This window comes from Micromonospora sp. CA-248212, from assembly GCF_050948405.1.
Taxonomy (GTDB): domain Bacteria; phylum Actinomycetota; class Actinomycetes; order Mycobacteriales; family Micromonosporaceae; genus Micromonospora.
In genome coordinates, this window is sequence record NZ_CP192023.1 from 4,146,092 (window position 1) to 4,160,333 (window position 14,242).

The 14,242-nt window shown below is 70.9% G+C and carries 13 protein-coding genes; 7 read left to right on the forward strand and 6 right to left on the reverse strand.

The genetic code is table 11. The features are described from left to right. Positions 1–17 precede the first annotated feature (17 nt). Positions 18–1,313 carry an extracellular solute-binding protein gene (locus tag ACQP03_RS19810; protein ID WP_357133002.1) on the reverse strand — a complete coding sequence of 432 codons (1,296 nt, stop codon included), beginning with the start codon at positions 1,311–1,313 and terminating at the stop codon, positions 18–20. A 253-nt stretch (positions 1,314–1,566) separates the two neighbouring features. On the opposite strand from ACQP03_RS19810, the gene ACQP03_RS19815 reads away from it, so the two are divergent. Further along, positions 1,567–3,192, forward strand: coding sequence for a glycoside hydrolase family 43 protein (locus ACQP03_RS19815; RefSeq protein WP_357133000.1), 1,626 nt, complete (start codon positions 1,567–1,569; stop codon positions 3,190–3,192). 14 nt (positions 3,193–3,206) lie between these two features. On the opposite strand, the gene ACQP03_RS19820 is transcribed toward ACQP03_RS19815, so the two are convergent. Both ACQP03_RS19820 and ACQP03_RS19825 read right to left on the reverse strand, forming a co-directional pair. Continuing rightward, positions 3,207–3,821, reverse strand: a complete 615-nt coding sequence (locus ACQP03_RS19820; RefSeq protein ID WP_357132998.1) for a hypothetical protein — start codon at positions 3,819–3,821, stop codon at positions 3,207–3,209. Positions 3,822–4,005: 184 nt separating this feature from the next. Further along, on the reverse strand, positions 4,006–4,884 hold the full coding sequence (locus tag ACQP03_RS19825) for a dihydrodipicolinate synthase family protein (protein WP_357169288.1): 879 nt from the start codon (positions 4,882–4,884) through the stop codon (positions 4,006–4,008). Between the two features lie 71 nt (positions 4,885–4,955). Between ACQP03_RS19825 and ACQP03_RS19830 the strand changes: the two genes are divergently transcribed. The 4 genes from ACQP03_RS19830 (at position 4,956) to ACQP03_RS19845 (ending at position 8,963) form a co-directional block, all read left to right on the forward strand. After that, entirely contained in the window at positions 4,956–5,873 is a 918-nt protein-coding gene (locus ACQP03_RS19830; RefSeq protein ID WP_357132994.1) for a LysR family transcriptional regulator, read from the forward strand. Positions 5,874–5,991: 118 nt separating this feature from the next. Next, complete coding sequence (locus ACQP03_RS19835) at positions 5,992–7,209, forward strand: chitosanase (protein ID WP_357132992.1); 1,218 nt, start codon at positions 5,992–5,994, stop codon at positions 7,207–7,209. A gap of 22 nt (positions 7,210–7,231) precedes the next feature. Then, on the forward strand, positions 7,232–7,567 hold the full coding sequence (locus tag ACQP03_RS19840; protein ID WP_433457885.1) for a hypothetical protein: 336 nt from the start codon (positions 7,232–7,234) through the stop codon (positions 7,565–7,567). Between the two features lie 142 nt (positions 7,568–7,709). Further along, positions 7,710–8,963 (forward strand): HNH endonuclease signature motif containing protein, encoded by a 1,254-nt coding sequence (locus tag ACQP03_RS19845; protein ID WP_357132990.1) that lies wholly within the window; start codon positions 7,710–7,712, stop codon positions 8,961–8,963. Positions 8,964–9,235: 272 nt separating this feature from the next. Here the strand turns inward: ACQP03_RS19845 and ACQP03_RS19850 are convergent, their stop codons facing one another. Next, positions 9,236–10,114 carry an aldo/keto reductase gene (locus ACQP03_RS19850; protein ID WP_433457887.1) on the reverse strand — a complete coding sequence of 293 codons (879 nt, stop codon included), beginning with the start codon at positions 10,112–10,114 and terminating at the stop codon, positions 9,236–9,238. 86 nt (positions 10,115–10,200) lie between these two features. Between ACQP03_RS19850 and ACQP03_RS19855 the strand changes: the two genes are divergently transcribed. Then, entirely contained in the window at positions 10,201–10,902 is a 702-nt protein-coding gene (locus ACQP03_RS19855) for a TetR/AcrR family transcriptional regulator (protein WP_433457889.1), read from the forward strand. Positions 10,903–11,090: 188 nt separating this feature from the next. On the opposite strand, the gene ACQP03_RS19860 is transcribed toward ACQP03_RS19855, so the two are convergent. Beyond that, positions 11,091–11,624: a pyridoxamine 5'-phosphate oxidase family protein gene (locus ACQP03_RS19860; protein WP_433457891.1), complete on the reverse strand. Its 534-nt coding sequence runs from the start codon at positions 11,622–11,624 to the stop codon at positions 11,091–11,093. A 70-nt stretch (positions 11,625–11,694) separates the two neighbouring features. Here ACQP03_RS19860 and ACQP03_RS19865 point away from each other — a divergent pair, with 70 nt between their 5' ends. Further along, entirely contained in the window at positions 11,695–13,605 is a 1,911-nt protein-coding gene (locus ACQP03_RS19865; protein ID WP_433457893.1) for an ABC transporter ATP-binding protein, read from the forward strand. A gap of 80 nt (positions 13,606–13,685) precedes the next feature. On the opposite strand, the gene ACQP03_RS19870 is transcribed toward ACQP03_RS19865, so the two are convergent. Beyond that, positions 13,686–14,216: a PepSY domain-containing protein gene (locus ACQP03_RS19870; RefSeq protein WP_433457895.1), complete on the reverse strand. Its 531-nt coding sequence runs from the start codon at positions 14,214–14,216 to the stop codon at positions 13,686–13,688. Between the last annotated feature and the right edge of the window lie 26 nt (positions 14,217–14,242).

A 14,242-nucleotide genomic window follows, 5' to 3' on the forward strand; every position in this document is an offset into this window, starting at 1 on the left:
TGGGTACGGGGTCACGATCAGACGGTCTTCGCCACCTGCGTGATGTCCTTGAGGATCGCGGCGGGCGCCTTCTTGCCCGCGATGATCTCGGCGACGCTGTCGTTGATCTGCTGCCCGAGCGCGGGCGCGTACGCCTGGTCGAGGTAGAGCTGGAAGCCGGTGTTCTTGGCCAGCGTCTCCGCGACGACCTTGTTGTTCGGGTCGCTGATGGCGTCGGTGGCGTCCTTGACCGTGGGCAGAACCGCGCCGGTCTTCGCGGACCGGCGCTGGTTGTCGACGCTGAGCAGGAACTTCAGGAAGTCGATGGTGGCGGGCGGGGCGTCCTTGCCGACGGCGAAGCCGTTGCCGCCGCCGAACACCTCGGTGGCGGTGCCCTTGCCGCCATCGACGGCGGGGAACGGGAAGAAGCCGAGCTTGTCGCCGATGCCCTTCTTGCTGGTCGAGCTGGATGCCTGTACCGCCGGCGCCCACTGACCCATCAGCTCCATGGCCGCGCCGCCGTTGCCCATGGTGGCGGCCTGCCCGTCCGGGGAGCCGTACTCGGCGCCGAGGAAGCCCTTCTGGAAGGGTTGCAGGTCGACGAGCTCCTTGAGCCGCTCACCCGCGGCGGTCAGGTCGGGGGTGTCGAAGTTCTTGTCGTCGACGGCCTTCTGCAGCGCGCCGACGCCGCCGATGCGCATCGCCAGGTACGACCAGTAGAAGTGGGCTGGCCACTTGTCCTTGCCGGCGATGGCGACCGGGGTGATGCCGGCGGTCTTGAGCTTGCGGACCGCGTCGAGCAGGGCGGTCCAGGTGGTGGGGGGCTCGGTGATGCCGGCGCGGGTGAAGAGGTCCTTGTTGTACCAGAACCCGACCATGCCGATGTCGAACGGGATGCCGTAGATCTTCCCGTCGATCGTGTACGGCCCCATGGCGGCCGGCAGGATGCCGCTGACCAGGTCCTTCACGTCGTCGGTGAGGTCCTTGACCAGACCCGCGTCGACCTGCTGCTTGAGCACGCCGCCGCCCCACGACTGGAAGAGGTCCGGCGGGTCGCCGGCCTGCGTGGCGGTGGTGAGCTTGGCCTTGAACGCCTCGTTCTCCAGCGGCTGGATGGTGAACGTGACGTTGCTGTGCGCGGTCTTGTACTCGTTGGCCATCGCGGCCCAGACCGGCAGCATCGGCTCGGTGTTCTGGATGTGCCACCAGTTGATCGTCTGCGCCGCGTTCGGGTCGCTGGACTTGTCGTCGCCGCTACAGGCGCTGAGCAGGTAGGCGCCGGCGCCGGCGCCGGCGATGCCGAGCAGCGATCGGCGGGAAAGGTGCGCTGTCATGATCCATCCCTTCGGGGACTCACGGTGTGCTCGGACGCCGGCCGAGCCGGCAAGGGTTCGAACCTGGATCTCCGGAACTTTCATTGCTTCGTCGGTATTACCGATCGATGGCCGGGACGCTACGAGCAGTTCCCCCAGCGGTCAAGACCCCTGTCCTATCGCGATAAGACCGGCTACCGTACGAGGGGCTTCCAGTGATCTGGTCCCGCAAGTTTCCGGAAGTTTCACAGCCGCACCGCACAGAGGAGCCCCCGTGTCGACCGACACCGCTGACGTGGCGACCGCTGCCTGGTCGATCCGCAACCCCGTCCTCGCCGGGTTCCACCCGGATCCGTCGATCCTGCGCGTCGGCGATGACTTCTACCTGGCCACCTCGACCTTCGAGTGGTATCCCGGGGTACGCGTGCACCACTCGCGCGACCTCGTGAACTGGCGCCCACTGGGTGGGATCATCACCGACCGCCGCCTGCTGGATCTGCGCGGCTGCGGCGACTCCAACGGGGTGTGGGCGCCCGACCTGACGTACCACGACGGGCAGTTCCACCTCGTCTACAGTGACGTGGCCAGCTTCGCCAGCGGTTACTGGGATCCGCAGAACTTCCTGATCACCGCGCCCGACATCGCCGGGCCCTGGTCCGACCCGGTGAAGCTGCACGGGCGTGGCTTCGACGCCGCCCTGTTCCACGACGACGACGGCACCAGCTGGCTGCTGAGCATGAGCGCGGACTGGCGTCCGGGCCGGGACCGCTTCGGCGGCATCGAGATCCAGCAGTACGACCGGGCGGCGCGGCGTCTCGTCGGCCGACCCCGCATCCTGTTCACCGGCACACCGGTCGGGGTGACCGAGGGGCCGCACCTGTACCGCCACGACGGCTGGTACTGGCTGATCACCGCCGAGGGCGGCACGAGCTGGGAGCACCAGGTCACCGTGGCGCGCTCGCGGGAGTTGTTCGGCCCGTACGAGGTGGACCCGGACGGGCCACTGCTCACCTCGGTGGGCCGCCCCGACCTGCGCCTGCAGAAGGCCGGGCACGGCAGTCTGGTCCAGACCCCCGACGGTGGGTGGTACCTGGCCCACCTGGTCGGTCGCCCCTACTCACCCCTGGGCAACTGTGTGCTCGGGCGGGAGACCGCGATCCAGCGGGTCGAGTGGCCGGACGGTGGCTGGCCCCGCATCCCCGGAGGGGTCCCGGCCGAGGAGGTCGTCGCTCCGGACCTGTCTCCGCACCCGTGGCCCGAGGAGCCCGCCACCGACGGCTTCGACGCCGCCGAGCTGGAATCCTGCTGGTCGACGCTGCGCCGGCCGGCCACCCCGGACTGGGTCGACCTGCGCTCCCGTCCCTCGCACCTGCGCGTGCACGGTGGACAGTCGCCGGTGGGTCGCCAGGCGCCGAGCCTGGTCGCGCGACGGGTCGGGGCGACGCACTGCTCGCTGGAGACGGTCGTCGAGTTCGACCCGATCGACCACCGGCAGCTCGCCGGGATCACCGCGTACTACAACACCCTGAACTGGCACCACCTCTACCTGACCCGTGCCGACGACGGCCGTACGGTGTTGGAGCTGCTCAGCTCCGACAACGGCCGGCGCACCCCGTACCCGGAGCTGACCGTCGACGCCAGTGGTGTCACCCGGGTCGGTCTGCGGGCGGTGTTCGACGGGCCGGTGGTCCGCTTCGACTACGACCTCGGGGCCGGGTGGCAGCGTCTGCCCGTCGACCTGGACGCGACCATCCTGTCCGACGAGCACGCCGCGTTGATCATCGACGGGGAGCCGGCGGCGTGGGGCTTCACCGGCGCCTTCGTCGGGTTGTGGGTGCAGGATCTCGGCGGTGACGGGGTGTACGCCGACTTCGACCACGCCACCTACCGGGAGCACTGACCTGGCGAGGCGCCTCACGGCCGTTGGGCGACCGCGCGCAACTCGCCGAGGGTGGTGCGCAAGCCGTTGCCCGACGCCGTCGCGTCCTCGGTGCGCAGGCCGGTGACGGCCATGGCCGGCGAGCGGGTGGCCGCGACGGCGTCGTCGCCGGACCCGGTGACGTCGAAGATGCCGAAGTCGCCGCTGAGCGTCCGGTACGTCGGCGTCGCGGTCCCCGCGTCCTGGGACAGGTAGAGGACCACGTGCTGACCCACGTCGAGGGTCGACATGTGGGCCATGTCGGCCACCCCGGCGTCGAGGCTGGCGAGCGTGATCGACGCTCCGGGGCGTACCCCGGAATCGGTCCTGGCCCGCAGCACCTCGTCCACCCGGAAGCCGGCGGACGTGACCTGGCCGCGTACCACCAGGTCGGCGGCCTCGGTGAGCTGCTGCACCGTGCCGTACCCGCGCAGCTTTCCGCGGGCCGGCGCGGGCGGCGCGCTCGCCGTCGGCGCGACCGCGCCGCCGGTGGTGGGCGCGGCGGCCGGCTCGGCGCCGTCGGCGCTGCCGCAGGCCGACAGCGCCGCGACGGCGAGCACGGCGGTCGCGGCGGCCCACCAGGGCAGGGTACGGCGGAGATCGACTGCCATGGAACGCTCCTCGCGGTCGGTGGCGCTGCTGACGAACCCGGGTCGGTGCGCTCGCAGGCACCCTCGGGGCCCGCGCGCGGGCTGACGATAGCGACCGACGCGCACGGCCGCGCAACGGCCGGATGAACAAATGATCTTCGTCTCCGACGTGTCGCATCGCGGTCTCACGGCCTGGCCGGACCGGTCACGCCGGATCGCTTGCCAAGCCGTCCAGGCGACGCAGCGCCCGCCGGGCGGTGTCCTGGTCGGCGGGCAGCAGCGGCAGTCGGACCGCCGGGGTCGGAATGCGTCCCCGCGCGTGCAGCACCGCCTTGATGACGGTCGGGTTGGGTCCGGCGAACAGCGCGGCCGACAGGCCCGCGAGTCGATGACCGAGCGACCGCCCACGGACGACGTCACCCGCCTGCCAGTGGGTGACCAACCGGACGAACTCGGCCGCCGCGACCTGGGCCGAGGCCGCGATGGCACCGTGCGCGCCGAGGGCCAGCAGCGGCGAGAGGAGCGGATCTTCACCACCGAGTACGGCGAAGCCGGGCGGAAGGTCGGCGAGGAGGTCGATCGCGTCCGCGTCGATCCCACCCGTGGCGTACTTGACGCCGACGACGCCCGGCACCTCGGCGAGCCGGCGGAGATCGTCGGCGTCGAGTTGCTGCCCGGTCCGGTACGGGACGTGGTAGACGACCAGCGGCACCGGGCTTTCCTCGGCGAGGTGGGCGAAGTGGGCGAGCACTCCGGCAGCGCCCGGCCGCAGGAACGGGGGTACCAGGCTCAGGGCCGCCGTCACCTCGGGCCGCTCCCTGAGGGCGCGTACCGCCGCGACGCTGTTGGCGCCGACGAGCAGGCGCGCGCCGCGTTCCCGGCACACCGCGGCCAGGACGTCGAGGACCACGCTCTGCTCCTCGTCGCTGAGGGCGGCCGGCTCGCCCGTCGTGCCCAACGCGACCACGCCGGCCGCGCCGGCGTCGAGCGCGTCGAAGGCCAGGGCGGTCAGCGCGTCGACGGCGACGGCTCCGGACCTGTCGAACGGGGTGATCAGGGGCACGTACAGGCCGGTCAGGGTCATGCCTTCACTCTCGACGGACCAAACCGGGTAGGTCCAGTTCCGATTACTCACGCAATACCTAAGCTGAGCTGATGCTTGACGTCCGTCGCCTCGTTCTGCTGCGGGACCTGGCCCGTCTCGGCACCATCGCCTCGGTCGCGCGGGCACACGCCTACACGCCGTCCGCCGTGTCGCAGCAACTGGCCGCTCTGCAACGGGAGGCCGGCACCCGGCTGCTGGAGCGCACCGGCCGCCGGGTCACCCTCACGCCGACGGCGACCGCGCTCGTACGGCACAGCGAGGTCATCCTGGCCGCGCTGGAAGCCGCCGACGCGACCCTCGCGGCCGCCCGAACGGGACTGCGCGGGAGCGTACGCATCGGCGCCTTTCCCAGCGCCGTCCGCACCCTGCTCCCGGCGGCGCTGGTCACCCTGGCCCGCGACCATCCGGCGCTCGACCTGATGATCACCGAGTTGGACCCGGTCGACGTGCCGGCCGCCCTGCGGGGCCGGCAGCTCGACGTCGCGCTGCTGCACGACTACGACATCGCGCCGGTCGCGCCCGATCCGGCGCTGGACTCCATCGCGCTGCTGGAGGAGACCGTCTACCTCGCCGTACCCCCTGGGGTCGTGCCGGACGGCGGCGGCGCCGGTCCGGTCGGCGAGGCGCGCGACGCGCAGTGGATCGTCGGCACGCCCGGGACGCTCTGCCACTCGGTCGCGCTGCACGTCTGTCAGCTGGCGGGCTTCGCCCCGGCGGTACGGCACCACGTCGACGACTTCACCGCCATGCTCGCCCTGGTCGCGGCGGGTGAGGGGGTCGGGCTCGTGCCACAGCTCGCCATCACGCGGCCCTCCGCGCAGGTTCGCCTCCTCCCGCTGGCCCTGCGCCGTCGCACGAGAGTCGCCTACCGCAGGGGTGCGGGTGAGCACCCCGCGGTGCTGGCGTGCGTCTCCGCGCTACACAGAGCCACCACCGCCCTGCCCAGCGGAGTTCCGATTGACAGTTGATCGACGTACTGCTATCTGTTAATACAGTTTCCTGATATTCGGGGTGCCCCGGCGCCCTCCCCCACGCCGGGCACCCGACCGGTCGGCGGCCTGCCGCCCCTTTCCCCCGAGGAACACCATGGTGCGTAAGAGAACAGCCGCCTACGCCGTGGGCACCCTGCTGATCGGCGTCGCGGCGGTCGGCTACGGCCTGCCGTCGGCCAGCGCCGCGACCGCCGGCCCGATCACCGGCCTGGCCGGCAAGTGCGTCGACGTGGCCGGCGCGAACTCGGCCAACGGCACAGCGGTGCAGCTCTACGACTGCAACGGCAGCGCGGCCCAGACCTGGACGGTGGGCAACAGCGACAGCTCGATCCGCGCGCTCGGCAAGTGCCTCGACGTCACCGCCGCGTCGACCACCAACGGCGCCAAGATCCAGCTGTACGACTGCAACAACACCGGCGCCCAGAAGTGGACCGCCGGCAGCGGTGGCGCCCTCGTCAACACCGCCTCCGGCAAGTGCCTCGACGTGACCGACCGGAGCACCGCGAACGGCGCCCGGCTACAGATCTGGACCTGCGGCGGCACCACCAACCAGCAGTGGACCCTGCCCGGCGGCGGCACCCCCACCCCCACGCCGACCGCCAGCGGCTCCACCGGCACCAACCTGGACGACCCGGCGAAGAAGGACGTCGCCATGCAGCTCGTCTCGGCGGCGGAGAACTCCTCGCTCGACTGGCGCGCCCAGTTCTCCTACATCGAGGACATCGGCGACGGTCGCGGCTACACCGCCGGCATCATCGGCTTCTGCTCCGGCACCGGCGACATGCTCGAACTCGTCCAGGCGTACACGAACACCAAGCCCGGCAACGTGCTCGCTGGCTACCTGCCGGCGCTGCGCGCCGTCAACGGCACCGCGTCGCACTCGGGCCTCGACCCGAACTTCACCCGCGACTGGCGCACCGCCGCCAACGACTCCGTGTTCCGGGCCGCGCAGGAGGCCGAGCGGGACCGGGTCTACTTCAACCCGTCGGTCCGCGACGGCAAGAACGACGGGGTACGCGCACTCGGCCAGTTCGCCTACTACGACGCGGCGGTCATGCACGGGTACGAGGGCATGCGTCAGATCCGCAGCCGCGCCCTCACCCGCGCGAAGCCCCCGGCGCAGGGCGGCGACGAGCGGACCTGGCTCAACGCGTTCCTTGATGAGCGGGTCATCGAGATGAAGAAGGAGGAGGCCCACTCGGACACCTCCCGCGTGGACACCGCCCAGCGGGTGTTCCTCAACAACGGCAACTTCAACCTGAACACGCCGTTGACCTTCGCCGTCTACGGCCAGCAGTTCCGCATCAACTGACCCGCCGGCGGCGCATCGCGCGGTGACGACATCGATCGCGCCGCCACCCCTGCCCCGTTTGGGCACGGGTGGCGGCGCGATCATCGTCCGGGCCGCCGGCCCCATGCAGCGCTACGGTGCCACGGTGGTGGTCAACACGGTGGAGAAGTTCGGCGCGGACGATCTCCTCGAACGTGCGTGGGATCTGCCGACAGCGGTCAGCGAATCGCTTCGTCCGCTCGTTCAGATGACGCCTGAGGGCTGGGTCGTGGACGCGTGGCCCATGACGGCGCAGCTTGCTGCGATCGTGCAACCGTGGGTGGACGAACCCGTCGATGTGGAGTCAGGCTGCTGGTTCGTCAGCTCCGCGCGGCATTGACGCGATGCCGGCAGCACGCCGCCAGCGGCCACTTGACGCTCCTGCGAGCCGTCCGTCGCCGGCTGCCGAGGATCGGCACCGTCCGGACATCCAATCGATCATGATTACTGAAACTGTCGTACACCTGTTCTAATGTCAGGTCATGGTCGAGGAGCTGACGCAGGCAGACGCGGCGGTCGCCGCCTGCCTCGACGCGTCCGCCTGGAGCCTCGCCGAGCACGAACTCGTCGCCGCGCTCGACGCCGCGCACCGCCTCGCGCAACGGCTCGCCGCGCTCCAACTGACCCTCGTTCGCGAGCTGGACGGTCGGGGCATCGCCCGCGCCCACGGCGCGTCCGGCACCGCCGTCTGGCTCCGCGAACGCCTACGCCTCACGATTCCGGCGGCCCGACGGCTCGTCGACCTCGCCGCCGCCCTCGACAACGGCCACAACGGCGGAGTCCGGCAGGCGTTGGCCGACGGGAACATCACCGCCGAGCAGGCCCGCGTCATCACCGACACCGTCACCACGGTGCACGACAGCGCCGGCTCGACAGCCGCCGACAAGGCCGTCGGCGTCCTCATCGAATGGGCCGGGCAGTTCGACCCGACCCTGCTGCGCAGGTTGAGCACGCGCATCCTCGACCACGTCGCCCCCGACGTCGCCGAGGCCGCCGCGAAGGCCGCGCTGGAGGCCGACGCCCGCCGCGCCGACCGCGATCGGCACCTGACCGTTTCCGAGCAGACCGACGGTCGGCTGAGACTCGCCGGCACCCTCGACGTCGAGACCGCCGGACTGCTCCGCGCCGCCATCGACCCGCTCAGCGGTCCCAGCGGCCCAGACGACACCCGTACGCCGGGCCAACGCCGCCACGACGCCCTCGCGGACGTCTGCCGACTCGCCCTCCGCACGGGCGACCTACCTGCGAACGGCGGTGAGCCCGCCCAGATCGTCGTCACCACCGGCTACGACGCCCTGAGTCAGCAGCTCGGCGCCGGCACGCTCGACACCGGGCTCTCCCTGACCCCGCAGACGGTACGTCGGCTCGCCTGCGACGCCGCCATCCTCCCCGCCGTTCTGGGCGGCAATGGCCAACCACTCGATGTCGGCCGGCAACGCCGCCTCATCACCGGTCCCCTGCGGCGCGCCCTCGTGCTTCGCGACCGTGGCTGCGCCTTCCCCGGCTGCGACCGGCCACCGCGCTGGTGCGACGCCCACCACGTCCGTCACTGGGCCGATGGCGGCGACACCTGTCTCACCAACGCCGTCCTGCTCTGCGGCCACCACCATCGCCACGTACACAAGGGAGAATGGACGGTCCGGCTCGGCAGCGACGGCCGACCGATGTTCGTTCCGCCAGCCTGGCTGGACCCCGACCAGCTACCCCGCCGCAACCGCTACCACCGACGCAACTAGACCCGTGTCTGATGATGATCGCTTTGCTGGTTGGCGGAGCGCCAGAGCAGCGTTCCACGACGTCGCCTGCTGGTCCGCCCGTGCGTCGAAGGCGAGCGGGCTGCCCCGCGCGGGAGCCCTGGCGGAGCCGGTTGGCCTGCTGGTCCCGCCGCGCGGCCGTCGACGGCCAGGTGGACCTTGGTCGTCGACAGGCGAAATGGGCGCCGTCTCAGAGCCCCGAAGATCATTTGTCAGATGCGGCCGAGGCCGACAGCGACATCCCCGGGGCCCTCTCAGCGGTGGCCAGGAACGGGGGGCGTGGGCTGGCCGAGGACCGCTTGCGACTCGTCGACGAGTCCGGTCAGGCGCGCGACCTCGGTGTCGGTCAATTGTTCGGCAACTTCGGAGGCTGCGATGTTGGACCGCAGGTGGTCGGTGCTGCTCGTGCCGGGGATGACGACGATGGAGGGCGAACGGCGCAGCAGCCAGGCCAGTGCGATCTGGGCCGGTGTGGCACCCAGGCGCTCTGCCGGGCCGGTCAGCTCCTGGTGGCCGCTGAGCCGTCCGGCGGCCAGCGGGAAGTAGGGGATGAAGAGGATGCCCTGGGTCTCGCAGTCGGCGAGGACCTGGACGCCGCTGCGGTCAAGCAGGTTGAAGCGGTTCTGCACCGCCGCGATGGGGGTCATCTGCTGGGCGCGGGCCAGCATCTGCGGGGACGCGCCGGACAGGCCGATGCGGCGGATCAGCCCCTGGTCTCGCAGCTGGACGAGTGCGCCGAGCGACTCCTCCAGCGGTACGTCCTGGTGCGCGCCGGGGGTGTCGCCGACGAGTCGGAGGTAGGTCAGCTCGCTCGCGTCCGTTCCCAGGTCGGCAAGGGACTCGTGAACCTGCCGCCGGACCGTCTCCGGGCGACCGTCGACGACCCAGGACTTGTCCGGGCCGCGCTCTGCGCCGACCTTGTTGCCCACGATCACGCCCTCGGGGATCGGTCCCAGCGCCTGCCCGATCAGCTGGTTCACCGTTCGTGGCCCGTAGGCGTTCGCGGTGTCGAAGAAGGTCACGCCCAGCTCGACAGCCAGGCGCAACAGCCGCCGTGCCGCCTCCGGGTCGTCCGGGAACCCCCAGACCTTAGGGCCCGCAAGCTGCATGGCGCCGTATCCCACACGATTCATCGACCTCTCCCGCCGTATCACTGATACGGTATCTCCCGTATCGCTGACCGAACCAGTGATACGCCTTATGCCGTAGCATTGCAACCGTGGATGACGCGAAGACCCGCAGTCGCCGGCAGATCCTGGAAGTCGCAGCCGAGCTTCTGGAACGCGAGGGCGCCCACGCGCTCTCCACCCGCGCCGTCGCAGCGGCGGCAGGCATCCGTGCCGCCTCCTTGTACCAGCTCTTCGGCGACAAGAACGGGCTCCTTTCGGCGCTGGCCATCCACGGCTTCGACCTGTACCTGGCGCAGAAGCACACCTTGTCGTCGAGCGGCAACCCGGTCGACGACATGCGCCGCGGATGGGACATGCATGTCGACTTCGGCCTGAAACACCCCGCCTTCTACCTGCTGATGTACGGCACCGACCGCCCCGGCCGGCGCCCACCTGCCGCGCGGGAGGCTCAGGAACTCCTCATGACGTTCCTCGGCCGCGCCGCCTCCGACGGCCGCCTACGGGTGCCGCCCGTCCTGGCCGCCCACCTCACGCTGGCAGCGGTAACCGGCACCACGCTCTCCCTGATCGGCATCCCCGAGGGCGAACGCGACCCGGAGGTCTCACCGCGCATGCGGGAAGCACTCATCGAAGCCCTGACCACCGACACGAGCCCAGCCCCGGACTCCACCCTCGCCGCTCGCGCCCTCGCGCTCGATGCCACCCTCGGCGGGGCGGATCCAGCCATCGTCCCGCTCCGCCCCGTCGAGACCGCACTCCTGCGGGACTGGCTCCAGCATCTCGCCCACTAGGGGCTGTTTCATAAGGGCGGTCGAGCCGAGGCGGAGTCCGGGCGGCGATCCGGCAAGGCGCGGTGGCGTCCGGATACCGGTGTTGTATCCGGACGCCACCGCAACGCCGCCGGTCGTCGTCCGGGCCCGCCGCAGGCCGGCCAGCTCTTATGAAACAGGCCCTAGTGCGCTGGGCCATTTGTCAGGGCCTAGGTGCACTGCCGCGCAGGTGACGTGCGGCGCCAGACCTGGCGGGGTGCGAACCCTTCACATCGCAGCCAGTGCTCGGTATAGACAATCCGCTCGGGCTCAACGACCACAAGGGTGTCTTCGGGCGGCTCGGACACCGAGCGTCCCCGCTCGGCGTGCTCGTTCTCCCATCGGAACGCCTCCCAGTAGTGCGTACGGTCCGGATGCGCCGGATCGAGCACCCGGGCGGTACCGAACACCTGCGCCCCACGGCTGCTGGCCAGCCCGACCAGCGGCGCGAAGATCCCGACGGACACTCGCGGATCGGCGGCGATGTTGCGCATCTTGGGCGAGCGCGGCGAGGCCGTGAACAGCACCGTGAAGCCGAGCGGGTAGTACCGCACCGGGGTGGCCAGCGGGCCGTCCGGACCCGTGGTCGCGAGTACGCACATGTTCTGCGACGACAGCAGGTTGAGAATGCGCTCGTCGAGCCGTTCACGGTCGAGCCGCCCAACCGGCGTGGGCCCGGCCAGCCATGGATTGGTCAATGGCACGCGGGAACCTTATCGCGCGGCTTGACCTGAAGCTTGGATGAGGTCCTAGCCTCCGGTATCGGAGGTACGCATGAGCATGGAAGTTACCGCGTGGACGTCTCTGCGCCACGCGATGAACGCGCGGGACGAGCGACCGCTGTCCCGCGCCACCCTGAAGCGGATCGCGCGGTTCGCCCGGCCGCACCGCGCACTGATCGTCAGATTCCTGCTGTTGAGTGTGGTGACGGCAGTCCTCACGGTGGCGTCGCCGATTCTCGCCGGTCGGGTGGTCGACGCGATCGTCGACGGCGCCGACGGCGGCGTCGTGGTCCGGTTGGCCGTACTGATCGCGGTGATCGCCCTCGCCGAGGCCGGCCTCGGGCTGGTGACCCGATTCCTCTCCGCCAGCATCGGTGAGGGGCTGATCGTTCAACTGCGGACGGCTGTCTTCGACCACGTCCAACAGATGCCGGTGGCGTTCTTCACGCGGACCCGCACAGGTGCGCTGGTCAGCCGCCTGAACAACGACGTGATCGGCGCGCAGCGCGCGTTCAGCGACACCCTGTCCAGTGTGGTCGGCAACGCGGTCACGCTGATGCTGACGTTGGCCGTGATGCTCAGCTTCTCGTGGCAGATCACGCTGTTGGCGCTCGTCCTACTGCCGATCTTCGTGCTACCGGCCCGCCGCATGGGCTCACGGCTCGCCCGCTTGCAGCGTGAGGCCGCCGAACACAACGCGGCCATGAGCACCCGCATGACGGAACGGTTCTCCGCGCCCGGCGCCACCCTGGTCAAGCTGTACGGGCGACCGGCCGAGGAGTCCGCCGAGTTCGCCGCCCGGGCACGGCGGGTACGGGACATCGGCGTCCGTACGGCGATGCTGCAGTGGGTCTTCATCACCGCGCTCACCGTGGTCGGCTCGCTGGCGCTGGCCCTGGTCTACGGGCTGGGCGGCCTGTACGCCCTGCGCGGCAGCCTCGACGCCGGGACCGTGGTCGCCCTCGCGCTGCTGCTGTCACGCCTCTACGCGCCGCTGACGTCGCTGGCCAGCGCCCGGGTCGAGGTGATGAGCGCGCTGGTGAGCTTCGAGCGGGTCTTCGAGGTCCTCGACCTCAGGCCGCTGATCCTCGACAAGCCCGACGCCCGCCCCCTCCCCGACGGACCGGTCGCGGTCGAGTTCGACGGGGTACGGTTCGGCTATCCGTCCGCGGACCGGGTGTCCCTCGCCTCCCTCGAGGACGTGGTGAAGCTCGACACGCGCGGCGGCGAGGACGTGCTGCACGAGGTGTCGTTCCGCGCCGAGGCGGGTCAGATGGTCGCGCTCGTGGGCTCCTCCGGGGCGGGCAAGTCGACGATCGCGCAGTTGGTGCCCCGCCTGTACGACGTCGATGACGGGACCGTGAAGCTCGGCGACGTCGACGTACGCGACCTGTCCGCCGAGTCGATCCGGACGGCGCTGGGCGTGGTCACCCAGGACGGGCACCTCTTCCACGAGAGCATCCGCGCCAACCTGGCGTTCGCCCGGCCCGACGCCAGCGAGGACGAGATGTGGGACGTGCTGCGGCGGGCCCGACTCGACGACCTGATCCGTACGCTTCCCGATGGTCTCGACACCATCGTCGGCGAACGCGGATACCGCCTGTCCGGCGGCGAGCGGCAACGGTTGACCATCGCGCGACTGTTGCTGGCCCGGCCGCGCGTGGTCATCCTCGACGAGGCCACCGCGCACCTCGACTCCACGTCGGAGGCCGCGGTCCAGGACGCCCTCGCCGAGGCCCTGACCGGTCGCACGAGCGTGGTCATCGCGCACCGGCTGTCCACCATCCGGGCGGCCGACCAGATCCTCGTCGTGGAGGCCGGCCGGATCGTCGAACGCGGACGACACGGCGACCTGCTCGCGGCGGGCGGTCGCTACCACGAGCTGTACCGCACCCAGTTCGCCCAGGAGCAACCGACGGCCCAGGAGCAACCGACGGTCCAGGAACAACGCGTGCCGATCTAGACCACCGCGCCGGGGCATCTGCTCCACGACGTCGCCGTCCGCCTCGGGTCGACCCCGGGGCGGGCGGCGAGATTCGACGATCAGTCGTCGTCGCTGTCGTCGCCGTCGTCGTCCGCGTCGTCGTTCTTGTCATCGGCGTCGTCATCGGCGTCGACCGGCTCCTGCTCGGCCTTGACCACCGAGCCGTCCGCACGGTCAACGTCCACCTCGTGCTCGGTGTCGCCGACGACGACCTCGACGCTCCAGACCGCACGGCCGTGCTCCTGCTCGGCCTCGATCTCGACGATCTGACCGCCGCCAGCCTTGGCGAGCGCGATCTCCCCGGCCCGCTTCTCGTCGACAGCGGCGCCGGCCGGCGCCCCGCCCGCAGACGGGGCTCCACTTGGCGACGGGGCACCGCTCGTCGGCGTACCCGATGGTGTGCCGGTCGACGACGGACCGCCGGTCGCCGGCGCGGCGGTCGTGCTCTCGGCCGTCGGCGCGACGGTCGCGGCGGCGAGCGTCGTGTCGGTGCGCGAGTCCTTCGCGGCGGTGACGCCGAGCGCGGCCCCGGCCACTGCCAGCACCGCCACCCCGCCGGCCGACGCCAGGAGCAGATTGGTCCGCTTCATCGTGGTGTCCACCTTTCCTCGGTTGT

Coding starts and splice junctions, on each gene's coding strand:
- ACQP03_RS19810 (WP_357133002.1), bottom strand. CDS start 1,313: ATGACAGCGCACCTTTCCCGCCGATCGCTGCTCGGCATCGCCGGCGCC.
- ACQP03_RS19820 (WP_357132998.1), bottom strand. CDS start 3,821: ATGGCAGTCGATCTCCGCCGTACCCTGCCCTGGTGGGCCGCCGCGACC.
- ACQP03_RS19825 (WP_357169288.1), bottom strand. CDS start 4,884: ATGACCCTGACCGGCCTGTACGTGCCCCTGATCACCCCGTTCGACAGG.
- ACQP03_RS19830 (WP_357132994.1), top strand. CDS start 4,956: ATGCTTGACGTCCGTCGCCTCGTTCTGCTGCGGGACCTGGCCCGTCTC.
- ACQP03_RS19835 (WP_357132992.1), top strand. CDS start 5,992: ATGGTGCGTAAGAGAACAGCCGCCTACGCCGTGGGCACCCTGCTGATC.
- ACQP03_RS19845 (WP_357132990.1), top strand. CDS start 7,710: ATGGTCGAGGAGCTGACGCAGGCAGACGCGGCGGTCGCCGCCTGCCTC.
- ACQP03_RS19850 (WP_433457887.1), bottom strand. CDS start 10,114: ATGAATCGTGTGGGATACGGCGCCATGCAGCTTGCGGGCCCTAAGGTC.
- ACQP03_RS19865 (WP_433457893.1), top strand. CDS start 11,695: ATGAGCATGGAAGTTACCGCGTGGACGTCTCTGCGCCACGCGATGAAC.
- ACQP03_RS19870 (WP_433457895.1), bottom strand. CDS start 14,216: ATGAAGCGGACCAATCTGCTCCTGGCGTCGGCCGGCGGGGTGGCGGTG.